Source organism: Sphingomonas pruni NBRC 15498 (assembly GCF_001598455.1).
In the GTDB taxonomy this organism is placed as follows: Bacteria; Pseudomonadota; Alphaproteobacteria; order Sphingomonadales; family Sphingomonadaceae; genus Sphingomonas; species Sphingomonas pruni.
Genome location: NZ_BCYZ01000017.1, coordinates 1 through 22,482, shown reverse-complemented (window position 1 = coordinate 22,482; position 22,482 = coordinate 1). Strand labels below are relative to the sequence as shown.

Annotated in this window: 20 protein-coding genes; 12 read left to right on the top strand and 8 right to left on the bottom strand. The window is 64.8% G+C overall.

Annotation, left to right across the window (positions count from 1 at the left end; translation table 11 throughout):
* Positions 1 to 48 precede the first annotated feature (48 nt).
* Complete coding sequence (gene secA / locus SPR01S_RS07160) at positions 49 to 2,790, top strand: preprotein translocase subunit SecA (RefSeq protein ID WP_066587142.1); 2,742 nt, start codon at positions 49 to 51, stop codon at positions 2,788 to 2,790.
* Between the two features lie 216 nt (positions 2,791 to 3,006).
* On the opposite strand, the gene SPR01S_RS07155 is transcribed toward secA, so the two are convergent.
* Complete coding sequence (locus SPR01S_RS07155) at positions 3,007 to 3,579, bottom strand: CC0125/CC1285 family lipoprotein (protein ID WP_066587139.1); 573 nt, start codon at positions 3,577 to 3,579, stop codon at positions 3,007 to 3,009.
* A gap of 395 nt (positions 3,580 to 3,974) precedes the next feature.
* Here SPR01S_RS07155 and SPR01S_RS07150 point away from each other — a divergent pair, with 395 nt between their 5' ends.
* Positions 3,975 to 4,994 (top strand): carbohydrate porin, encoded by a 1,020-nt coding sequence (locus SPR01S_RS07150; RefSeq protein ID WP_169803391.1) that lies wholly within the window; start codon positions 3,975 to 3,977, stop codon positions 4,992 to 4,994.
* 46 nt (positions 4,995 to 5,040) lie between these two features.
* Here SPR01S_RS07150 and SPR01S_RS07145 read toward each other — a convergent pair whose 3' ends face one another.
* The 5 genes from SPR01S_RS07145 to hpnI are packed head-to-tail and all read right to left on the bottom strand — an operon-like array spanning position 5,041 to position 10,390.
* Positions 5,041 to 6,006, bottom strand: coding sequence for a lysylphosphatidylglycerol synthase domain-containing protein (locus SPR01S_RS07145; RefSeq protein ID WP_245661906.1), 966 nt, complete (start codon positions 6,004 to 6,006; stop codon positions 5,041 to 5,043).
* A 20-nt stretch (positions 6,007 to 6,026) separates the two neighbouring features.
* Positions 6,027 to 6,935, bottom strand: a complete 909-nt coding sequence (locus tag SPR01S_RS07140; RefSeq protein WP_066587123.1) for an aminomethyltransferase — start codon at positions 6,933 to 6,935, stop codon at positions 6,027 to 6,029.
* A 10-nt stretch (positions 6,936 to 6,945) separates the two neighbouring features.
* The gene (gene hpnK / locus SPR01S_RS07135) at positions 6,946 to 7,776 is read right to left on the bottom strand and encodes a hopanoid biosynthesis-associated protein HpnK (protein ID WP_066587119.1); all 831 of its coding nucleotides are present in this window, start codon (positions 7,774 to 7,776) and stop codon (positions 6,946 to 6,948) included.
* Positions 7,777 to 7,781: 5 nt separating this feature from the next.
* On the bottom strand, positions 7,782 to 9,227 hold the full coding sequence (gene hpnJ, locus SPR01S_RS07130) for a hopanoid biosynthesis associated radical SAM protein HpnJ (protein WP_218016723.1): 1,446 nt from the start codon (positions 9,225 to 9,227) through the stop codon (positions 7,782 to 7,784).
* Entirely contained in the window at positions 9,224 to 10,390 is a 1,167-nt protein-coding gene (gene hpnI / locus SPR01S_RS07125; protein WP_066587117.1) for a bacteriohopanetetrol glucosamine biosynthesis glycosyltransferase HpnI, read from the bottom strand. The genes hpnJ and hpnI overlap by 4 nt, the downstream gene beginning before the upstream one ends.
* A 46-nt stretch (positions 10,391 to 10,436) precedes the next feature.
* On the opposite strand from hpnI, the gene hpnA reads away from it, so the two are divergent.
* The 7 genes from hpnA to SPR01S_RS07090 are packed head-to-tail and all read left to right on the top strand — an operon-like array spanning position 10,437 to position 18,075.
* The gene (gene hpnA / locus SPR01S_RS07120) at positions 10,437 to 11,447 is read left to right on the top strand and encodes a hopanoid-associated sugar epimerase (protein WP_245661905.1); all 1,011 of its coding nucleotides are present in this window, start codon (positions 10,437 to 10,439) and stop codon (positions 11,445 to 11,447) included.
* Positions 11,444 to 12,574: a glycosyltransferase gene (locus tag SPR01S_RS07115; RefSeq protein ID WP_066587113.1), complete on the top strand. Its 1,131-nt coding sequence runs from the start codon at positions 11,444 to 11,446 to the stop codon at positions 12,572 to 12,574. The genes hpnA and SPR01S_RS07115 overlap by 4 nt, the downstream gene beginning before the upstream one ends.
* Positions 12,571 to 13,395 (top strand): squalene synthase HpnC, encoded by an 825-nt coding sequence (gene hpnC, locus SPR01S_RS07110; protein ID WP_066587276.1) that lies wholly within the window; start codon positions 12,571 to 12,573, stop codon positions 13,393 to 13,395. Before SPR01S_RS07115 ends, hpnC begins: the two co-directional genes overlap by 4 nt.
* Positions 13,392 to 14,228 (top strand): presqualene diphosphate synthase HpnD, encoded by an 837-nt coding sequence (gene hpnD / locus SPR01S_RS07105; RefSeq protein ID WP_066587111.1) that lies wholly within the window; start codon positions 13,392 to 13,394, stop codon positions 14,226 to 14,228. Before hpnC ends, hpnD begins: the two co-directional genes overlap by 4 nt.
* Positions 14,225 to 15,481, top strand: a complete 1,257-nt coding sequence (gene hpnE, locus SPR01S_RS07100; protein WP_066587107.1) for a hydroxysqualene dehydroxylase HpnE — start codon at positions 14,225 to 14,227, stop codon at positions 15,479 to 15,481. Before hpnD ends, hpnE begins: the two co-directional genes overlap by 4 nt.
* Positions 15,482 to 15,490: 9 nt before the next feature.
* Positions 15,491 to 17,428 (top strand): squalene--hopene cyclase, encoded by a 1,938-nt coding sequence (gene shc / locus SPR01S_RS07095; protein WP_066587104.1) that lies wholly within the window; start codon positions 15,491 to 15,493, stop codon positions 17,426 to 17,428.
* Positions 17,425 to 18,075, top strand: a complete 651-nt coding sequence (locus SPR01S_RS07090; protein ID WP_066587103.1) for a phosphorylase family protein — start codon at positions 17,425 to 17,427, stop codon at positions 18,073 to 18,075. The genes shc and SPR01S_RS07090 overlap by 4 nt, the downstream gene beginning before the upstream one ends.
* A gap of 20 nt (positions 18,076 to 18,095) precedes the next feature.
* Here the strand turns inward: SPR01S_RS07090 and hpnH are convergent, their stop codons facing one another.
* Both hpnH and ispH read right to left on the bottom strand, forming a co-directional pair.
* A complete protein-coding gene (gene hpnH / locus SPR01S_RS07085; protein ID WP_066587101.1) occupies positions 18,096 to 19,241 on the bottom strand; it encodes an adenosyl-hopene transferase HpnH in 1,146 nt (381 codons plus the stop codon).
* A 9-nt stretch (positions 19,242 to 19,250) separates the two neighbouring features.
* Entirely contained in the window at positions 19,251 to 20,219 is a 969-nt protein-coding gene (gene ispH / locus SPR01S_RS07080; RefSeq protein ID WP_157082030.1) for a 4-hydroxy-3-methylbut-2-enyl diphosphate reductase, read from the bottom strand.
* 194 nt (positions 20,220 to 20,413) lie between these two features.
* Between ispH and SPR01S_RS07075 the strand changes: the two genes are divergently transcribed.
* The 3 genes from SPR01S_RS07075 to SPR01S_RS07065 form a co-directional block, all read left to right on the top strand.
* Positions 20,414 to 21,007: an ABC transporter substrate-binding protein gene (locus SPR01S_RS07075; protein ID WP_066587097.1), complete on the top strand. Its 594-nt coding sequence runs from the start codon at positions 20,414 to 20,416 to the stop codon at positions 21,005 to 21,007.
* Positions 21,004 to 22,065, top strand: a complete 1,062-nt coding sequence (locus SPR01S_RS07070) for an MlaA family lipoprotein (RefSeq protein ID WP_157082028.1) — start codon at positions 21,004 to 21,006, stop codon at positions 22,063 to 22,065. The genes SPR01S_RS07075 and SPR01S_RS07070 overlap by 4 nt, the downstream gene beginning before the upstream one ends.
* A 110-nt stretch (positions 22,066 to 22,175) precedes the next feature.
* A partial coding sequence (locus tag SPR01S_RS07065) for a 1-deoxy-D-xylulose-5-phosphate synthase N-terminal domain-containing protein (RefSeq protein ID WP_281178771.1) occupies positions 22,176 to 22,482 on the top strand: 307 nt, incomplete at its 3' end.

The window sequence follows — 22,482 nt, the reverse complement described above, 5'->3', positions numbered from 1 at the left end:
CGGCGCGGCCCGTTGGGCTCGCGCGTACCCATATAACAGGAAATCATCATGCTCGGCGGACTCGCCAAATCCATTTTCGGGTCGTCCAACGACCGGTACGTCAAGTCACTCGGCGGCATCGTCAACAAGATCGCGAGCTTCGAGCCCGCGCTCCAGGCGATGGACGACGCGACGCTCGCCAACCAGACGGTGCTGTTCCGTGAGCGCCTGGCCAATGGCGAGAACCTCGACGACCTCTTGCCCGAAGCGTTCGCGACGGTGCGCGAAGCCGCCAAGCGCGTGCTCGGCCAGCGCCATTACGACGTTCAGATGGTCGGCGGCATCGTCCTCCATCGTGGCGAAATCGCCGAAATGCGGACGGGCGAGGGCAAGACGCTGGTGGCGACGCTGGCGGTGTACCTCAACGCGCTGCCGGGAACCGGCGTCCATGTCATCACGGTCAACGATTACCTGGCCAAGCGCGACGCCGAGTGGATGGGCCAAGTCTATACCTTCCTGGGGCTGACGGTCGGGGTCATCATTCCCAATTTGACCGATCACCAGCGCAAGGAGGCCTACGCGGCCGACATCACCTACGGCACCAACAACGAATTTGGCTTCGACTATCTGCGCGACAACATGAAGTATGAGCGTGACCAGATGGTCCAGCGCCCATTCGCCATGGCGATCGTCGACGAGGTCGATTCGGTGCTGATCGACGAGGCGCGCACCCCGCTGATCATTTCTGGCCCGACCGACGACAAATCTGAGCTCTACAAGAGCGTCGACGCCGTGGTGAAGCAACTCGCGCCCGATCTGTACGAGAAGGACGAGAAGCAGAAGTCGGTCACCCTGACCGAGGACGGCACCGAAACCGTCGAGCGGATGCTTGAAGCGGCAGGGTTGCTCGAAGGCACCAATCTCTACGATTTCGAGAATACCCAGGTGGTCCACCACCTGAACCAATCGCTGCGCGCGAACATGATGTTCAAGCGCGACATCGATTACATCGTGAAAGACGGCAAGGTCATCATCATCGACGAGTTCACCGGCCGCATGATGGACGGCCGGCGCTGGTCGGACGGCCTGCACCAGGCGGTCGAGGCCAAGGAAGGCGTCGATATCGAGCCCGAGAACCAGACGATGGCCTCGATCACCTTCCAGAATTATTTCCGCATGTATCCCAAGCTGGCGGGCATGACCGGCACCGCGGCGACCGAGGCGGCCGAATTCTACGACATCTACAAGATGAACGTCGTGTCGATCCCGACCAACGTGCCCGTGCAGCGCGTCGATGAGGAAGACACGTTCTACAAGGACACGCACGACAAGTTCCGCGGCATTGCCAAGGCGATCAAGGCCCATGCCGAAAAGGGCCAGCCGGTTCTGGTCGGCACCGTGTCGATCGAGAAGTCCGAAATGCTGTCCGAATTCCTCCACGAGGAAAAGGTCGAGCACAAGGTGCTGAACGCGCGCTATCACGAGATGGAAGCGCACATCGTCGCGCAGGCGGGCCGCAAGGGCGCGGTCACCATCGCGACCAACATGGCGGGCCGCGGCACCGACATCCAGTTGGGCGGCAACCTCGATTTCCGAGTCGAGGACGAATTGTCGGACATGCCCGAGGGACCGGAGCGCGACGCCGCGATCGAGCGCATCCGTCAGGAGATCGCGGTCGAAAAGCAGGAAGTGCTGGCGGCGGGCGGCTTGTTCGTGCTCGGCACCGAGCGCCACGAGAGCCGGCGCATCGACAATCAGCTCCGCGGCCGGTCGGGCCGCCAGGGCGACCCGGGCTTGTCGCGCTTCTACCTCAGCCTGGACGACGATCTGCTGCGCATCTTCGGGCCGAACACCCTGTTCGCCAAGATGATGCGGTCGAGCCTGGAGGATGGCGAGGCCTTGCCGCCGTCGCGCTGGATGTCGAAGGCGATCGAGACCGCGCAGAAAAAGGTCGAGGCGCGCAACTACGACATCCGCAAGCAGGTCGTCGAATATGACGACGTCATGAACGACCAGCGCAAGGTCATTTACGAGCAGCGCAACGACATCATGGATGCCGAAACGGTCGGTGACGTGGTGGTCGACATGCGGACCGAGACGATCAACACGATCGTCAGCGATCATTGCCCGCCCAATTCCTATCCCGAGCAATGGGATGTCGAGGGGATGAAGGTCAGGATCTCCGAAATGCTGGGGATCGAGCCGCCGATCGACGACTGGCTCAAGGAGGAAGCGGTCGATGTCGAGATGGTCGAGGAGCGGTTGAACGAGGCGGCGTCGGCATTGGTCGACGCCAAGGCGGCCGAGATCGAGCCCGAGACCTGGACCACGATCGAAAAGTCGATCCTGATCCAGAATCTCGATCATCACTGGAAGGAGCATCTCGCGACGCTCGATGCGTTGCGCCAGGTCATCCATTTGCGCGCTTATGCGCAGAAGACGCCGATCAACGAATATAAGCAGGAAGCGTTCGCACTGTTCGAGCGCATGCTGGGATCGATCCGCGAGGACGTGACCAAGGTGATGGCGACGGCCGAGTTCCGCTTCCAGCCGCCGCCGGAGCTTCCCGAACTGCCCGATTTCATCACCCAGCATTTCGACCCGTTCTCGGGCGATGACGACAGCGCCGATATCGATGGCGGGTCGCGCGGACTGGGCGATCTGGGTCTGCCGCCGTTATCGATCGTTCGGCCGGAACAGCCCGATTTGGGCGAGGACCCGAAGGATTGGGAAGGCAAGGTCAGCCGCAACGCGCCGTGCCCGTGCGGCTCGGGGCTCAAGTACAAGCATTGCCACGGTCAGATCGCGTAGTGGCGAGCTAAAGCCCTCTCCCGCTTGCGGGAGAGGGTTGGGTGAGGGTCTTCTTTCTTCTTCTAAGCGTGTACCGAGAGAAGAAGAAAGAAGACCCTCACCCTCCCGCCGCTTCGCGCCGGGGCCCTCCCTCTCCCGCAGGCGGGAGAGGGTAAGAGTAAATAAAAAGGCCGGGGATCGCTCCCCGGCCTTTTCGTTTCAGTCCAATCGGCTGGCCTATTTCGGCATGACGATCGTCGGCCCGATATTGGCGATCACCGACTTGGCGTCGAACGCGCGGACGTTGCCCGCCGGCTTGGGGCCCTTGCCCATCACGATCTCGGCAGTGGCCTCATACTTCTCGACCGTATTCACGTCGATGTTGCGGTCGAAGAAGGGATCGCCCCAGAACGGGTCCCAGCTCCGCCAGCCGAAGCCGCGGCCATAATAGCGCCAGCGCGGACCCCATAGGCCGCCGCCATAGGGGCCGCCAAAGTCGTTGACATAGGTCCGCGTCTTCTTGTCCGTATCGCGATCGGCCATGACGAAATAGTCATAGCCTTGCTGCTCAGTCAGTTCTGCGGCGCGGAACAGCAAATAGCGCTCGACCGTATCTCGCGCCGTCATGGTATTGCCCGAGAAGGTGACCTGGAAGCGGTTCGCCTCGATCTGGCGATCGCTATAGCCTTCGCGCGAGAAGCCGGAGCCGGTCGCCGGTCGGTAGGTGGTTTCGGTCATGCAGCCCGCGAGCATCAACGAGGTCGCGGCGACCGCACCCATCAAGGCAACGCGACGTAAGGAAGACGTCATTTTAAAATCTCCGTTCACCGGGAGGAAGCAACGCTCCATCCTATACCGCCCTCTTGGAACGCAGAATGAACGGATTTTGCTCCATACGCCAGAGGTGTAACGATCGACTGGTCGCATCTCGATCGGCCAATAGAGTCGAACGGCCGAAAAAGCGGGCAAAGCCACGTCACCGCAACGGAGCCTTGATCCTGCGCCAGTCCGCCATCGGGCAATGCATTGATCTCCTCATCGCGCCTGTTTAGGCGCGGCCAGCCGGCCGGCCCGGCAGAAGCGATCGGTGCCAAGTCGTGCAATGGTTCTTACGTCTCACCTGCGCCGCGATCGCGCTTGTCTCTCCCGCCGTGGGGAGAGCCGACGACAAGCCAGCGGCCGACTTACGCTATACGACCGATATCATGGGAGTGGCTGCGGGCGGCGAACGCCGCGGCGTGCGCTGGATGGGACGGCTCGACCTCGATCTCGATAGCGGCACCGATCTGTTCGGCGTGGCCGGTGCGCGTGCCCATGCCGATATATTCCTGCTCCATGGCGGCGGCTTTTCTGCGCGCGATGCCGGCGATGCCCAGGTCGTCAGCAACATCGATGCGCCGTACGCGATCCGTCCGTTCGAAGCCTGGGTCGCGGCGCCGCTGGGCGGGGGCGTCCGGGCCAAAGCCGGGCTGATCGACCTCAACAGCGAATTCGACGTGCAGTCGGTCGGCTCGCCGTTCCTCAACAGCTCGTTCGGTATCGCGCCGGATTATTCGCAATCCGGGTCGAATGGCCCGTCGATCTTTCCGGTGACGTCGCCGGGTCTGGTCGTCGCGATTGAACGGCCGCGCTGGACGCTGCGCACTGCCGTTTTCGACGCGGTGCCGGGCGATCCGAACCACCCGCATCGCACGCTTCCCGGTCCGCTCGGTCGCGGCGGGGCTCTGTTTGCGACTGAAGCGATGGTGAAGATCGGCGGCGGTGGCGAACTGCAGCTGGGCGGATGGTGTTACACCGACCGCTTCGCGCGGCTCGATGGCACTGGGCGGGGGCGAAGCGCCGGCGCCTATGTGCAATATGAGCAAACCCTCGCCGGCGACGAAAAGACGGGAGCACTTCGGGGCTGGCTCCGAGCAGGACGCGCGGCGGCCGAGGTCAATGACATCGGAGTGTATGTCGGCGGAGGATTTTCGTGGGGGACCGACGATCGCTCGTACGGGATTGCGGTCGCGCACGCGCGGTTGGGGAACCCGGCGCTACGGACGTTCGCCGCCGCGTTCACGCCGAGACGGCGCGCGGAGACCGCGATTGAAGTGACCGCGACGCGTCGGCTGACCAAATGGCTGCAGGTACAACCCGACGTGCAATATGTCCGCCATCCGAGTTGGGGCGCGGCCGCGGATGCGCTGGTTTTGGGGTTGCGCCTGCGTTTCGCGGTCAAGTGAACCGTTCGGAAGCTCCGGGTGTCGCCCAACACGCGGGCGGTGTCGGTCAGCGCCGCTCGGCGCGCGCCGCGATGTGCCGCGCCTCGGCCAATTGCCAGCACAATAATGTCGGCAGGCCGATCGCCACGTCCCGCGCGCGCTTGGCGAGCGATAGCGCGAGCGCGCTTTCCGGCGGCAGGCCGAACAGGGGCGCGGCCAGCGCATAGGCGACCTCCTGCACGCCGAGCGCGCCAGGTATGAAGAAGGCGACGCTGCGCAGCGTGAAAATCAGGCTTTCGAGCGACAGCACGGCCCATAGCGAGATCGGCACGCCCATCAGGCGAAGCGCCAGCCAGCCGCCCAGACCGCTCGCTACCCAGGCGGCAAGGTTGAAGCCGAACGCGGCCGCCACCCGGTCGCGTCGCGTATAGATACGCGCAAGCTCGGCGCGAACGTCGCTGAAGGCGCCTTGCGATCCGGGTATGAAGCGCTCTCCGATGCGCCCGGTGAGGTCGAGTGCAGATCGTTGCGCGACGAAAAAGAACAGGATGATCCCGATCATGATCGCGGTGCCGCCGAGAATAGCGGGGCGGAGCGAAACCGCCGCGCCATCGCCGATCAGCAGCGACGCCATCAGCGCCAGCCCGAACAGGGTATAGACCAATTGCGCCGCCATCTCGGTCGTCAGGTCGACTACCAGTGAACCATAGATGCGCGGGGTGGGGATGCCGGTGACCGAAAGCGACCGGGCGGCGACCACCATTCCGCCGAGCTGCGAGAATGGCAGCAGGTCCGACACCGCTTCGCGCACCATTCTCGCCCAGGTGAAACGGCCGATCCGCGCATTCCCCTCGCCGGGTGCGGCGGCAAGCCACGCGGCGCCGAGCAAAACGAACGTCCCGAGCGACCAGGCGCACAGCAACAGGAATCCGCCCAGGCCGATCCGGCGCGCCACGGCCGCGACATCGGCAAAGCCGGTGGCGCCGAAGGTCCAGATCGCGACAGCCAGTCCCGCGACGGTGGCCAGCAGCAAGCCGGCGCTGGCGGAAATCTTCAGGCGGTGTCTCCCGCCGGCTTGGGCGCGCGGATGAACTTCAGCGCGAGGCGGATCATCGCCGGCACGAAGCGCGGACGGATCAACCGCGAGTCGTAATTCGCGAGCCGCCGGTCATTCTCCGACAGGCAGATCCGCGCGAGCTCGGGAAAGGTCACCTCGACGCCCAGCTCCTTCGAGCCGTTGAGTGTGAAGTTGTTCTCCTGCGCCTTGCTATTGTCCCCCATGCCCTTGGCCATATCGATCCGTTCCCAGATCAGGAAGAGCCAAACGACGATGACCTTGGCCTCGAAATAGGGGCGGCGCCACCACGGCATGTTGCGGCGCCACCAGGCGACCCAGTTGACGAAGAACAGGATGTGCCTGCCTTCCTCGCGCATCACCGGCTCGAACGTGTCGATCAGCTCGGGCGGGAAGAAGCCGGTATCCTTGGCGAGCTTGAACAGCCCGAAGCCGAAGAAGCTGTCGATACATTCCGAATAGCCCGATCGCATGAATGCCCATTCCGCATCCTTGGGCTTGCGGTAATCCGGCTCGGGCTGCAGCTCGATGCCGTACGACTGGACCATATCGGCGAGCACGACCTTGTGCCGGCGCTCCTCGAACGCGTCCATCTCGACCGCGGATTTGAGCAGCGGATCCTTGACCGTCTCGCTGAACGTCTTGACGAACAGTCCCGTGCGTCCCTCCGTCTGCACCGCCATGTCCCAGATCGACAGCGAGACGATCTTCGCGCGTGTCTCCGGTTCGAGCTCGGGCCAGTCGATCAGCGCGGGGCGATAGGGATCGTGCGTGTCCAGGATCATCCGGCTGAACAGCATCAGATGCTCGGGAGAGCCGAGCCGCACCGGACCGGTGGGCAGCGGCGCTTGTGTGTCGAACTCCCCCCAATCGGGCACGAGGTTCATGGACGTTTCCTCAGACGAAATCGGTGAAGCGGCCGAGCGCGATGCTGTCGCGCGTAATAACGGCCTTCGCAAGCGGATCGATCAGCGCGGCCAGTTCGCCGCGATAGTCGTAGCCGGACGCAGCGCCGCGATAGGAGCCGGTCGCGGGATGGGTGTAGATCTCAGTCAGTCCATCGGGAAGCCGCTCCAGCAGACCGTTCATGCGCTCAGCGGTCATCGCGCCCGACCAAGCGAGCCCGAACACCTGGTCGGGGACGACCATCCCGGCGCGGCGCATCCGTGCGCGAACGAGGCGAGCCCATGCCGTCTCGATACGCGGTCCGGTATTGGTGCCGTCGATCGCTCGCAACGGACCGCGCGGTTCGACGGGAGCACGAGCCGACCGCATGCCGTGACGCCGCCCGGCTTTCAGGATCGCGCCAGCAATGGTCGGGTGAAGATGGAAATGCTTGTGCGCGTTGACATGGTCGAGCGGCAGGCCGGTCGCGGCGAAGGCGGCGAATTGCGCGTCGACCTCCGCCGCGAGCTGTCGGCGAGCCGCGGGGGAAGTAAAAATCATGACGCCGGCGCGCGCCATGTCGGTGCGGAACATCCCGTCGGTATCGACCAGCGCCGGAATCCGTTCGGGCGGCAGGACGGGGCGCCCCTCCACCAGCACGACGTGCAGTCCGACGCCGAGCGCCGGCATGGCGCGGGCGCGTGCCAATGCGTCCTCCACGGCGTCTCCGGCCACCATCAGCGATGCCGCGGTCAGGATGCCGTTGCGGTGCGCCTGTTCGACCGCCTCGTTGACCTCGACCGAGGCGCCGAAGTCGTCGGCTGTGATGATCAGCCGCTTCACGTCGGTTATGCGGCTTCCTTGCGGCGGCGCAGGAAGTCGAAGAATTCGACGCCTTCGCGCAGGCGGCGCTTCATCATGTCGAAGTCGCGCACCATTTCCCACACGATCGAGCCGATCTTGGACGGCCGGAAGTAGAAGCGCTTGTAGAATTCCTCGACCTTGTCGAAAATCACGGTCGACGGCAGGTGCGGATAACTCAGCTGCGCGATCTGGTTGCCGCCATCGGTCAGCAGATGATCGGTGCCGTCGAACCAGCCATTCTCGGTCGCCTGCTTGAACAGGAAAGTGCCCGGATAGGGCGCGGCGAGCGATACCTGGATGGTGTGCGGGTTGATTTCCTTGGCGTAGTTGATCGTCTCTTCGATCGTCTCCTCGGTTTCGCCCGGGAGGCCGAGGATGAAGGTGCCGTGGATCACGATGCCCAGTTCGTGGCAGTCCTTGGTGAATTGCCGCGCGACGTCGGTGCGCAGGCCCTTCTTGATATTGTGCAGGATCTGCTGGTTGCCGCTCTCATAGCCGACCAGCAGCAGCCGGCAGCCGCCGGCCTTCATCGCTTCGAGCGTCTTCCTCGGCACATTGGCCTTGGCGTTGCAGCTCCACGAGACACGGAAACCAGGCTTGCCGAAGCCGAGTTCGCCGAGCGCCCGCGACAGCTCCTCGATCCGCGGCGCGTTGTCGGTCAGCGTGTCGTCGTCGAAGAAGATCTCCTTCACCTCGGGCATTGCCTCCAGGACGTATTTCACTTCCTCGATGACATGGCCGATCGACCGCGTGCGGTAATTGTGCCCGCCGACCGTCTGCGGCCATAGGCAGAAGGTGCAGCGGCTCTTGCAGCCGCGGCCGGTGTAGAACGACACGTACGGGTGCTTCAGATAGCCGCCGAAATACTTCTCGATCTGGAGGTCGCGCTTGTAGATCGGCGAGACGAACGGCAGCGAATCCATGTCCTCGATCACCGCGCGATCCTTGTTGTGCACGATCGAGCCGTCGGCATCGCGATACGAGATGCCATGGACCTCGCTGAGCGGCATGCCCTTGGCGATATCGAGGATGGTGAAGTCGAATTCGTTGCGGCAAACGAAGTCTACCGCAGTCGATGCTTCCAACGATTTCTGCGTCTCGACCGCGACTTTGGCGCCGATCAGGCCGATCAGGGCCTTGGGATTGCGTGCGCGGATCAGCTCGGCGGTGTGGACGTCCTGGCGAAAGGACGGCGTCGAGGTGTGCAGGATGATAAGGTCCTTGTCGTCGACCTCGTGCTTGATGTCGTCCCAGCTGAGATCATGCGCCGGCGCGTCGATCAGCTTCGACCCTTCGATCAGCGCCGCGGGCTGGGCGAGCCAGGTGGGATACCAGAAGGAGCGCACCTCACGCTTCATCTGGTACCGAGCTCCCGCGCCTCCGTCATAACCGTCGAACGAAGGGGCCTGAAGAAACAGCGAGCGCATCATCGGAAAGGTAACTCCGGTTCGGCCGAGATCCGGCCACGTTGTGCCATTCTAAGTGTTGCACCGCGCCAATCAACCGATCGCACCGACAAGCTGGCAATAAACACCGAAAAAGCGAGGCAATCGCACAACGGCAGAATCCATAACGGCGCGGTCCGTGCGCCGCCACGCTGGTCCGCTACGATGGCGGCCGAAAGGCGGGCAAGCAAAGCGAGCCCGGCGATCGCGAGGCCCGGCAGCGGTTGAAGCGGGATCGCGAGGAGCGCAAGCGGCAGCGGCATGGCGATCACGCTAGTCAGATAAGCGGCTGGCGCAACATTTCGGACCGTCGCGCCCCAGCGTAGTTCGTGCCGCCAAAACTCCCCGAAACTAGCTTCCGTCGAGGCATGAGTGACCAGCATTGGCGGCATTCTGACCTCGAGTCCCAATGCCGCAACTGCCTCGCCGATCGCGTAGTCATCCGCCAGCACGTCGGCAAAGGCGGCGAAGCCGCCGATCGCGGCCATGGTCTCGAGCCGCATCGCGATGGTCGATCCCATACATGGCCGCGCCAGACCGTACATCGCTCCGAACACCACGCCTGGCAGGAACTGCCAGCTGAGCCCGGCGGCGACCATCTCCGACCAGAAACCGGCATCACCGCGGCCGTTATAGGCGATCGTCACTGCGCCCGTCTTGGGCGTGTCGAGCGTGGCAAGCAGGCGCGATAGATAGTCGGACCTGACCACCATGTCGCTGTCGCTCAGCACCACGATCTCGTGTGCGATATGCGGCTCGAGGTTGATCAGATTGGCGATCTTGCCATTGGCACCATGCGGCGTCGGATCGACTATCAGGTCGATCCGCGCCTTGGGAAAACGCGCGCGCAGCATTTCAATCACGGCAATCGCGGGATCGTCAGGGCGTTGAACCCCGCATAGCAATTGGACCGGTCCGCCATGATCCTGCGCCAGGAATGTTGCCAGATTGTCGGCCAGGCGCGGTTCGGCACCATATAGGGGCTTCAGGATCGTGACGGCATCGTTGCGGCGCCCTGCCGCGGCACGCGGCGACAGGAAGGAATGCAGCGTAATCGCAGCCGCGACCATATAGGCCGAGCCGATCAGGCTCAGCACCAGCATTCCCCATGCCAGGCCAGCAAGGATCGCGATCTGAATGCCTCCCATTTACTGCTCTCTATCCTGCGACGCGGGTCCTGTGTAGAGCGCGCGCGTGGGTCCTTCCGACGCATCATCTTCACTTGTCCTCGTGACCGGCGTTTCCGGTTTTGTCGGCTCGGCCGTGGCGCGCGCGCTGGCGGAGCGCGGCGCGCGGGTGCGCGGCCTCGTCCGCCAATCGAGCCCGCGCGCTAATCTCACCGATTTTCCGGGCGACCTCGTCGAGGGCGATCTGCGCGATCCCGAGGCAGTCACGCGGGCGATGAGCGGGATGCGTTACCTCTTCCACGTTGCCGCCGATTATCGCCTCTGGGCACCCGATCCCGAGGAGATCGTCCGCAACAACGCGACGACAACGCGGATCGTGATGGAAGCTGCGCTCGCCGCCCGGGTCGAGCGTATCGTCTATACGTCGAGCGTCGCCACGTTGAAGCCGCGCGACGGCGAGCCCGCCGACGAAGGCCGCGCGGCGGCACCGGACCAGGTGGTAGGGGCCTATAAGCGGAGCAAGGTTGTGGCCGAGCGGCTGGTCGAGGCGATGGTCGCCGAACGCGGCCTGCCCGCAGTGATCGTCCAGCCGTCCACGCCGATCGGCCCGCGCGACGTCAGGCCCACGCCGACGGGGCGTATCATCGTCGAAGCGGCGAACGGCAGGATGCCGGCTTTTGTCGATTCGGGACTCAATCTCGTCCATGTCGACGACGTCGCCGCCGGCCATTTGCTCGCGTACGACAAGGGGAGGATCGGCACGCGCTACATCCTGGGCGGACAGGACGTGATGCTGGGCGACATGCTCGCCGAAATCGCCGCGATCGTCGGTCGCAAGCCGCCAATGATCCGTATCCCACGAGCGCCGCTCTTCCCGTTTGCCTGGGTGAACGAGCAGGTTGCGCGGGTTACCGGGGGTGATCCGTTCCTCAACGTCGACTCGCTTCGGATGGCGAAGCACCGCATGTTCTTCACCTCGGCCAAAGCGGAGGCCGAACTCGGCTATCGCGCGCGGCCTCATCGCGAAGCGCTGGCCGATGCAATCGCCTGGTTTCGCGATGCGGGAATGGTGCGGTGATCGGGACGGTCGTCGCCGGACTGTCGCTGGCGATCTGGCTTGTGCTGATCTTTGCCCGGCATGGCTTCTGGTTGGCGCGCGAACGCGATACGCGCGATGTGCCCGCCGACCCCAAGCACTGGCCCGACGTGGTGGCAGTGGTGCCGGCCCGCGATGAGGCCGATGTAATCGCGCGTTCGATCGGCAGCCTTGCCGCACAGGATTATCCCGGGCGTTTCCGCATCATCCTGATGGACGATTCGTCGAGCGACGGTACCGCCGACATCGCGCGCGGGCTGGGGGTCGAGCGGATTGAGGTCGTCCGTGGCCTGCCGCTCGCGCCCGGCTGGACCGGAAAATTATGGGCGGTCTCGCAAGGTATCGAGCGCGCCGGGAGCGCACCAACCTGGCTGTGGCTCACCGATGCCGATATCGAACATGCGCCGGATACGTTGCGCACGCTCGTCGCGCGGGGGGAGGCGAGCGGACTCGCGTTGGTCAGCCTGATGGCCAAGCTCCGGGCCGACAGTTTCGCCGAGCGGATGCTGATCCCCGCCTTCGTCTTCTTCTTCCAGATGCTCTATCCCTTTGCCCTGGTGAATCGACCCACAGGCCTCGGTGGCGCGGCCGGCGGGTGCATGCTGGTGCGGCGCGAAGCGCTGGCGGCTGCGGGCGGCATCGCCGCGATTCGTGGTGCATTGATCGACGATTGCGCGCTTGGAGCCTTGCTCAAGCGGCAGGGGCGCATCTGGCTCGGCCTGACCGACCGGTCGCGGAGCATCCGGCCGTATGACGGATTCGGCGTGGTGGCGGCGATGATCTCGCGCTCGGCTTATGCTCAGTTGCGCTATTCGCCATTGCTGCTTGCCGGCACGCTGCTGGGATTGGCACTCGTATATGCCGCGCCGCCGTTGCTCGCGCTTTTCGGCCACGGCGCGGCGCGGTTCGCGGGGATTGCCGCCTGGGCGCTGATGGCGATCGCGTTTCAGCCGATGCTGGCTTTCTATCGCCGCTCGCCGCTCTGGGGCGTGGCATTGCCGTTGATCGCGGCTTTCTACGCCGCATGCACCTTGCTATCGGCCTGGCAGCACATGCGCGGTCGTGGCGGCATGTGGAAAGGTCGGGCGCAGGCAGCGGCGGGGCGATGACAGAAGTAACCGACCTTGCTTCGGGCAAGGGTCACACCGACGAGAATTTCCCGGTGGCGAGCTTCCTGCTCCGCCCCGAGCATCGCGCGCCGGTCATGGCCTATTATCGCTTCGCTCGTGCCGCGGACGACATTTCCGACAATGCGCAGGCTTCGCCCGAGACCAAGCTCGAATTGCTCGCGCAGATGCGGGCCGGCCTCGACGGAAAGGGGGCGCCGGAGGCGATGGCGCTGGCCGCAGTGATGGCCGCACGCCGGATCGATCCGGTTCATGCACATGACTTGCTCGACGCGTTCGTCCGCGACGTGACGGTCACCCGCTATCGCGACTGGAAAGAGCTGATCGGCTATTGTCGGCTCTCGGCGATGCCGGTCGGGCGCTATGTCCTCGATGTTCACGGGGAAAGCCGCGAAACTTGGCCGGCCAACGATGCTTTGTGCGCGGCCCTGCAGATCATCAATCACCTCCAGGACTGCGCCGAGGATTATCGAGAGCTCGACCGCGTTTATATCCCGCTCGATACCGGCCTGCGTGTCGAGGATCTTGGCGGAGAGCGCTCCACGCCCGCATTGCGGGCGATCCTGACCGATCTGGTCGGGCGGACGCGGCAGCTGCTCGACTCGTCGGCCGGTTTCGCCGAGCAGATCCGCGACCGGCGGCTGGCGGCGGAAGTGGCGGCGATCCACCGGCTGGCGCTGAGCCTGTGCGACCGGTTGGAAACGCGCGACCCGCTGAGCGAGCGCGTCCATCACGGCAGGATTGAGGCCGGTTGGCTGGCGCTTGGCGCAGCACTTCCCATCCTCTTCAGGCGCGCGGCATGACGGACATCGCCGCCAGCGCGCCGGCGACCCAGGTCACGGGCAGCTCGTTCTATGCCGGCATGCGGGTGCTGCCAAAGGCGGAACGCGAGGCGATGTATGCGATCTACGGCTTCTGCCGGGCGGTCGACGATATCGCCGACGATCAACACGGGGAGCGGGAAGGACGCGCGGCCGCGCTCGACGGTTGGCGCCGGGACCTCGACTCGCTTTATGCCGGCGGTGACCCGGGGCAGGCCATATTGGTGGCGGAGGCGGTGCGCCGTTTCGATCTCGACCGCGCCGATTTCGATGCGGTGATCGACGGCATGGCGATGGACGTGGCCGGCGACATTCGTTGGCCGGCGATGGCGGAGCTTGACCTCTATTGCGATCGGGTGGCGTCGGCAGTCGGCCGCCTGTCGGTGCGCGTGTTCGGCATGCCTCGCGAGCCCGGCATCGAGCTTGCGCACCATCTTGGCCGCGCGCTTCAGCTCACCAATATCCTGCGCGATATCGATGAGGATGCCGAGATCGGTCGCGTCTATCTCCCGGCCGAGGCCTTGAGGGCCGCCGGGATTGCGTTGACCACGCCGGCCGAGGTGGTCGCCGATCCGCGCATCGACCAGGCGGTGCGTCCGCTGGTGACGCGCGCGCACGACCATTATCGGGCCGCCGATACAATTCTCGCTGCCGGGCCGAACGGCCATCTGATCGCGCCACGATTGATGGAAGCGGTCTATTCGAAGCTGCTCAAGCGCATGGAGGTCGTTGGCTGGGCGCCGCCGCGCCGGCGCGTCAGGGTGAGCAAGCCGGCGTTGCTGTGGACGGTGGCACGGCTGCTGGTGACGCGTTGACCTTTGCGCGGGCGACTATAGCGGGCGCTGGCCTCGCCGGGCTGTCGACGGCGGTGCGGCTGGTCGAGGCGGGATTGACCGTGCGCATCGGGGATTCCGCGGCCCAGGCTGGCGGGCGATGCCGCTCCTATCATGACCCGCAGCTCGGGCTCACGATCGATAATGGCAACCATCTGGTGCTGGCGGGGAACAGGTCCGTCGCGGCGTTCCGCGCGACGATCGGGGCAACGATGCCTCTTGCCGGTCCCGACCATGCCGACTTCGCGTTCGCCGACCTCGCCGGCGGCGATCGCTGGATGATTCGGATGAACGACGGCGTGCTGCCCTGGTGGGTATTGTCGAAGCGCCGCCGCGTGCCGGGAACGCGCACGTTGGACTATGCCAGGCTCGCCGGATTGCTGACCGGCGGCGCGGCTGACGCAGTGGGCGACCGGATCGACGCGACAGGCCCGGTTTGGAGCAAGCTGATGGCGCCGGTGCTGCTCGCCGTGCTCAACACGCCGCCCGAAACCGGGTCGGCCCGGCTGACCGCGGCGGTGCTGCGCGAATCGCTGTTGCGCGGTGGCAAGGCGACACTGCCGCGCATCGCCGAACCCAGCCTTGGCGCGGCGTTCATCGACCCGGCTTTGGCTTGGCTTGCCGCGCGCGACACGCCATTCACGCCCGGCAGGCGGCTCCGCGCGATCGAAACGCTCGGCGATCGCGCGACCGCGCTCGACTGGGGCGCCGGCCCCGAACCTGTGGCCGATGACGAAGCAGTGATCCTTGCCGTGCCGCCCTGGGTCGCGACCACGCTCTTACCGGAGATTTCGGCGCCCGACGCATTCCATTCGATCGTCAACGGCCACTTCGCGATCGCGCCGCCCGAAGGCGCGGCGCAGATGCTTGGCGTACTTGGCGGCACAGCCGAATGGCTGTTTGCTTTTCCCGACCGGATCTCCGTGACGGTCAGTGCCGCCGATGCCATCGTCGATCTCGACCGCGAGGAATTGGCGCGGCGCTTCTGGGCGGATATCCAAAGTGCCTATCGCTTCACCGTGCCGATGCCGGCGTGGCAGATCGTCAAGGAAAAGCGCGCCACTTTCGCAGCAACGCCCGAGCAGGACGCGAAGCGCCCTCCGGCCGCGACGCGCTGGCGTAACCTGTTCCTGGCAGGTGATTGGACGCGTACTGGCCTGCCCGCGACGATCGAAGGCGCGCTCCGCTCGGGCGAGACCGCCGCGCGCTTGGCGATTGGTGCCCGGACGCGCTAACGGATCGGCATGGCCACCAAGCTTCAGTCAGCCGATCCGCTTGCCGCGATCGATCAGGCGGTCGATCGCGCCGCGGCCGCCTTGACCGCGGCGCAGCGCCCCGACGGCCATTGGGTGTTCGAGCTGGAAGCGGACTGCACCATCCCGGCCGAATATGTGCTGCTGCGCCATTATCTCGGCGAACCGGTCGACATAGCGTTGGAAGCGAAGATCGGTCGCTATCTCCGTCGCATCCAGTCGCCGACGCATGACGGCTGGGGACTGTTCCATGCCGGTGGCTTCGATGTCAGCGCCAGCGTGAAAGCCTATTATGCGCTCAAGATGATCGGCGACGACCTCCAAGCACCGCATATGGTGCGCGCGCGGACGGCGATCCTGGCGGCGGGCGGCGCGGCGGCGGTGAATGTGTTTACCCGCATTCAGCTCGCCTTGTTCGACGCCGGGCCCTGGTCGACCGTTCCGACCATGCCGCCAGAGCTGATCCTGCTGCCGCGCTGGTTCCCGATCCACCTGTCGAAGATGAGCTATTGGGCGCGCACCGTGGTGGTGCCGCTGCTCGTGCTGGGCGCCCTCAAACCCGTCGCGCGCAACGCCAAGGGCACCAAGGTCGACGAACTCTATACGGGCGAGGCAGTGCGCGCCGGGACCAAGGCCGCCGATCCGAAATGGCTGTGGACCAAGGGCTTCAACACGCTCGACCGGTTGCTCAAGGCCGGTGACGGTCTGTGGCCGACCAAGCTGAGGCAACGCGCGATCCGGGCCTGCGAGGCCTGGGTGGTCGAGCGGCTAAACGGTGAGGACGGACTCGGCGCGATCTATCCCGCGATGGCGAACAGCGTGATGATGTTCGACCTGTTGGGCTATGCGGAAGACCATCCGGTGCGCGCCATCGCCCGGCAGTCGGTCGAGAACCTTCTCGTGATCAAGGAAGACGAGGCTTATTGCCAGCCCTGCGTGTCGCCGGTGTGGGACACTGCGCTCGCGGCGCATGCGATGCTGGAGGCGGGGGGTGAAGCCAATATTGCCAGCGCCGATGCCGCGCTCGATTGGCTCAAGCCGCGTCAGGTGCTCGATGTGGCGGGGGATTGGGCGGAGGAACGGCCCGGCGTCCGGCCCGGCGGCTGGGCCTTCCAGTACAATAACGCGCATTATCCCGATCTCGACGATACCGCTGTGGTCGTGATGGCGATGGACCGCGCCGGGACGGCCGATCGCATGCCGATCGACCGTGGGGTCGAATGGACCGTCGGGTTGCAGTCCAGGAATGGCGGTTGGGGCGCGTTCGACGCCGACAATGCCTATGACTATCTCAACAATCTGCCGTTCGCCGACCATGGAGCATTGCTCGACCCGCCAACCGCCGATGTTTCCGCGCGTTGCGTGTCGATGCTGGCGCAACTGGGCGAACGGCCTGACAGCCCGCGCATGGCGGCGGCGATCGACTATCTCCGCCGCGAGCAGGAACCCGAGGGCAGCTGGTTCGGCCGCTGGGGAGTCAATTATATCTACGGTACCTGGTCCGTGCTCTGCGCGCTGAATGCGGCGGGATTCGGTCAGGGCGATCCGATGGTCGCGCGCGCCGCCGCGTGGCTCAGGACGATCCAGAACCCGGATGGCGGCTGGGGCGAGGACTGCAATAGTTACGACCTCGACCGCACCGGCCATGTTTCTGCGCCGTCTACCGCATCGCAGACCGCCTGGGCGTTGCTGGGATTGATGGCAGCCGGTGAGGTCGACAGCGAAGCGGTAGCGCGCGGCATCGATTGGCTGGCCGCCAACCAGGATGCCGACGGCTTGTGGGGGCAGGAATATTATACCGGCGGTGGATTCCCGCGGGTCTTCTACCTCCGCTATCACGGTTACCCTAAATATTTCCCGCTTTGGGCGATGGCGCGCTACCGCAATCTCAAGCGCTCGAACACCAAGCGCGTCACGGTCGGCATGTGACTTTGATCATAGCGTGTGGGCTCAAGCGCGAGGCGCGGATTTTCGATCGACCCGGCCGAGACCTCTCCGTCGTCATCGGCGGCGGCAATGCGGAGGCGCTCGACCGTAGCCTCGACGCCAGAGCGGAGACGTTTCCCGGCCTCGTCCTGTCATGCGGCATCGCCGGTGCGCTCGCCCCCTCGCTGCAACCCGGCGATGTCGTGATCGACGGCAATGTGATCGTGGTTGAACGGCTGGAGAAGGCGCTGCCGCACGCTCATCGCGGCGGGATTGTTGGGAACGACGCGATCGCGGCGACCGCGACCGAAAAGCGCATCCTGCACGAGCGGACCGGCGCAATCGCGGTCGATATGGAGAGCCACGTTGCTGCGCGCGTCGCGGTGCGCAAAGGGCTGCCGTTCGCCGCGCTACGGGTGATATCGGATGGTGCCGACGACGACTTGCCGCCCGCAGCCCTGGTCGGGATGCGTCCGGACGGCGGGATGGCGCTGGGTCCGGTTCTCGCCTCGCTCGCGCGAAATCCGCGGCAATTGCCGGCGCTGATCCGCACCGGCCGCCAGGCCGATCAGGCGTTTCGAAGCCTGACGCAGGCATTCGATGCGATTATTGGCGCCGGGATAGACCGGTTCGGGCTGCCGGCCCGCTAGGGCCGGCAAAGGGGGCGGGATCAGGCCGCGCGCTGAACCCGTTTGAAGCCTTCGGGATCGGCCGCCTTGATCTTCGCCAGCTCCAGTTCGACGTGCGAGGAATAGACATCCTCGGCAGGCCGGGCGGTCGAGAGGTCGACATCGGGCGCCATCGGGCCATCGGTCTTCACGCCGTTGCGGCCGACCTTGAACATCTTGAGCGGGTGGCGGATCGCGTCGGTCGCGGCCGTCCCCTCGAACCCGCAATGCGTCATGCAGTTCGAGCATTTCTCGTATTTGCCGACGCCGTATTTCTCCCAGTCGGTGCCTTCCATCAGCTCCTTGAAGGTGGCGACATAGCCTTCGCCGAGCAGATAGCAGGGCTTCTGCCAGCCGAAGATGGTTCGCAGCGGCATCGACCATGGCGTGCATTCATAGGTCTGGTTGCCGGCGAGGAAATCGAGGAACAGCGGCGAGTTGGTGAAGGTCCAGTCCTTGCCGCCATTGCCGCGGGCGAATACGTCGCGGAAGAACTTCTTGGTCCGCTCGCGATTGAGGAAATGCTCCTGATCGGCGGCGCGCTCATAGGCATAGCCTGGCGAGATCGTGATCTCGACGCCAAGCGATTCCATCTCATCGAAAAATGCCGCCAGCCGCTCGGCATTGGCGCCGTCGAACACCGTGCAATTGACCTGAACGCGGAAGCCCCTGCTCTTGGCGAGCTTGATCGCCTCGATCGCGATTTCGTAGGTACCGTCGAGATCGACGGCATGGTCGTGCATCTGCTTGTCGCCGTCTAGATGGATCGACCAGGTGAAGAAGGGCGACGGTTCGTATTCGTCGATCTTCTTCTTGAGCAGCAGGGCGTTGGTGCACAGGATCACCAGCTTCTTCTTGGCGATATAGCCCTTGACGATCCGCGCCATATCCTTGTGCAGCAGCGGTTCGCCGCCGGCGATCGAAACGGCCGGCGCGCCGCATTCGTCGATCGCTTCCATGCATTGTTCATAGGACATGCGCTGATTGAGGATCGGATCGGGATAATCGATCTTGCCGCAGCCGGGACAGGCCAGGTTGCAGCGGAACAGCGGCTCGAGCATCAGCACCAGCGGGTATTTCCCGCCCTTGATATGCTGTGTCAGCGTATAGGCGCCGATCCGCGCGATCTGGGAAAGCGGTAAGGTCATCGGGTAATCCTATTCGGCCGCAGCACGAGTGATGTTGCGCAAGGGGGTAGGGAGGGTGAATTCCACGTCTTCGGTGACGCCGTCCAGCGGTTTCACCGACACCGGACGTACCAAAGCAATGGCTGCGATGACACTCTCAATCAACTCGTCAGGGGCCGACGCGCCTGCGGTGATTCCGACCGTCTCCACACCGTCGAGCCAGGCGGCGTCGACGCCGCCGCCATCGTCGACCAGATAGCTCGGCACGCCCATTTCATCGCCGATTTCGCGCAATCGGCTTGAATTCGAGCTGTTTCGCGCGCCGACGACGATCAGCAGATCGCTTTGCCTGGCGAGGTCGCGGACCGCGGTCTGACGGTTCTGTGTGGCGTAGCAGATATCCGCGACGTCGGGGCCCTGGACGTCGTCGAAGCGCTGGTTAAGCGCCGCGATCACGCCGCGCGTATCGTCGACGCTGAGGGTGGTCTGAGTGATATAGGCGATCGGCGTATCGTCCGCGAGCGGCAGGGCGGCAACGTCGTCTATCGTCGAGACGAGATGGATCGGGGCATCGATCTGACCCATCGTGCCGATCACCTCGGCATGGCCGGCATGGCCGATCAGCACGAGCGTCCGCCCCGCTTTGGCATAGCGACGTCCCTGGACATGGACCTTGGTGACCAGCGGGCAGGTCGCGTCGAGCACCGGCAGTCCGCGGGCGACGGCCGCTTCCTGGACCGACCGCGGTACGCCATGCGCGCTGAAGATGGTCGGCGCGTCTTCGGGGATCTCGTCGAGCTCGTCCACGAACACCGCACCCTTGTTGCGCAGCCGCTCGACGACGTGGCGGTTGTGAACGATCTCATGCCGGACATAGACGGGCGCGCCATATAGGTCGAGCGCGCGCTCGACGATCTCGATCGCGCGGACCACGCCCGCGCAGAAACCGCGCGGATTCGCCAGCAGGACATTGATCGAAGGCGAGGAAGGACCGGTCATCTTATCCTGCATGCAATTCCGTCTTTCGAAATGCCGCGACCCGCTTTCGCCAGGCCCCTGAGCGCACAGATAGTCGTTCGCATCCAGTTGCAAAAGACGCATTATTGCAACGCGGCAAGATGTTCGCGCGCGACAAGGGTGGACGCCCTCACACTCGGCGGGGTATTGCCCGGCGGCCGATCAGGAGTGTTTCGATGCGTATCACTGTCTCCTCCGCTTTGTTGCTCGCGCTTGCAATTCCCGTTCCCGCCATCGCCCAGACCGATCCCGCGCGCACCACCGTGCAGGCGCTCGACGATGGTCTGATTACGATCATGAAGGCAAAGGGAACGGTTAGGAGCCGTGCGGCGGCGATCGGCCCGGTGATCGACCGGGCGTTCGACCTGCCGCTGATGACGCGACTCGCGGTCGGACCGGCCTGGACGACGACTCCGCCAGCCGATCAACAGGCTCTGGTCGCTGCCTTCCGGCGCATGACCATCTCGCAATATGCGACCAATTTCGACAGCTGGTCGGGCGAGCGCTTCGTGATTGCGCCGCAGATCGACGCGCGGGGCGGCGATAAGTTGGTCCGCACCACGCTGGTTACGCCGGGCAAGGCTGACATCCCGATCAGTTATCGTCTGCGCGCAAGCGGCGGCAGCTGGAAGATAATTGATGTTTTTTACCGCAATTCGATCAGCCAGATCGCGACGCGGCGGTCCGATTTTGCGACCGTTCTGGCCAAGGGTGGCGCCAAAGCGCTGGTAACTCATCTCGATGCGCTGGCGGCGAAGGGTGATTTTTGACGATCCCGCTTCTCCTTCCGGCGGTGGCGCTGATCGCCACCCCGGCTCAAGAGCAAACGGCACCGCCACCGGCACCACCGGTCGTCGCGCCGGCACCCGCGGCCGGGGCGGCGCCTATCGTCGCGCCGGTATCGCCCATTGCTCCGGCGCCGCCCATTGTCGACTCGTCGCCGACCAGCTCTTCGGCGGCGCTTCCCGAATTTGCCGATCCGCTATCCGACCCCGAGTCCGCCGGTGCTGCACCTGCTGGGGACGCGCCGTTTCGCGCGACCGCGGTCGACCCCCATCGCGGTGACCCGCTGGAAGGGTTCAACCGGGCGATGTTCGGGATTCACCAGGCGCTCGACAAGGCCGTCTATCGGCCGCTCGCAATGGGCTACCAACACGTCGTGCCGAAACCGGTGCGATCGGGATTTCGCAATTTTTTGAGTAACCTGACCGAGCCGGTCGTATTCCTGAACTATTTGCTCCAGTTCAAGTTCGGCAAGGCGGCGGAGACGCTGGCGCGGTTCACGCTCAATTCGACCCTGGGTGTCGGCGGCCTTTTCGATATCGCCAAGACGAAGGAATTCAAACTTCCGCACCGCGATAACAGTTTTGGCGATACGCTGGCCTATTACGGCGTTGGTCCCGGTCCCTACATCTTTCTACCGCTGGTCGGTCCCACCACTATGCGGGACATCCTGGGCGGGCCGTTGGGTGGGGCCGTCTTGCCGGTCGCGGTCGGCAACCCGTTCAACGATTGGCGCTTTCAGTTTCCGAGCGGGGTGATCAACGGCCTCGACCGGCGCGCCGAATCGGACCAGGAATTGCGCGCCTTGTTCGGCGGAGCGGTGGACCCCTACGCGACCTTGCGGTCGGTCTGGCTTCAGCATCGCGCCGGCGAAGTGAGTGCTTTGCGACACCACCGCGTCGAATTGCAGAGCCCGTCGGAATTCGACGATCCCCTGAGCGATCCCGACGCATCGGCTGGGGCCCCGTCCGAATCGGGCGCTCCGGAATTGCAGGATCCGATGACCGATCCCGCCGCGCCGGCACCCGCCGAGGCGCCGCATTGACGTCGCCCGGAGCTCGTCGCCATCTCGCGAACTTCCGAAAAGATGGCCGTTGGCCGCACGATTGTGTCGCGGCGCTGTTGGGTTAAGTTGGGCGCAGGAGCCGATACCAAATGACCACTTCCTTCGAGACCCCGTTGCTCGACACCGTTTCGACGCCGGCCGATCTTCGCAGACTTGCGCCGGAGCAATTGCGCCAGCTGGCGGACGAGTTGCGTGCGGAGACGATTTCCGCGGTCGGGACGACCGGCGGACATCTCGGCTCGGGGCTGGGCGTGGTCGAGCTGACGACCGCGATCCATTATGTGTTCGACACGCCCGACGACCGGTTGATCTGGGACGTGGGGCATCAATGCTATCCGCACAAGATCCTGACCGGGCGGCGCGACCGCATCCGCACGCTGCGCCAGGGCGGCGGCC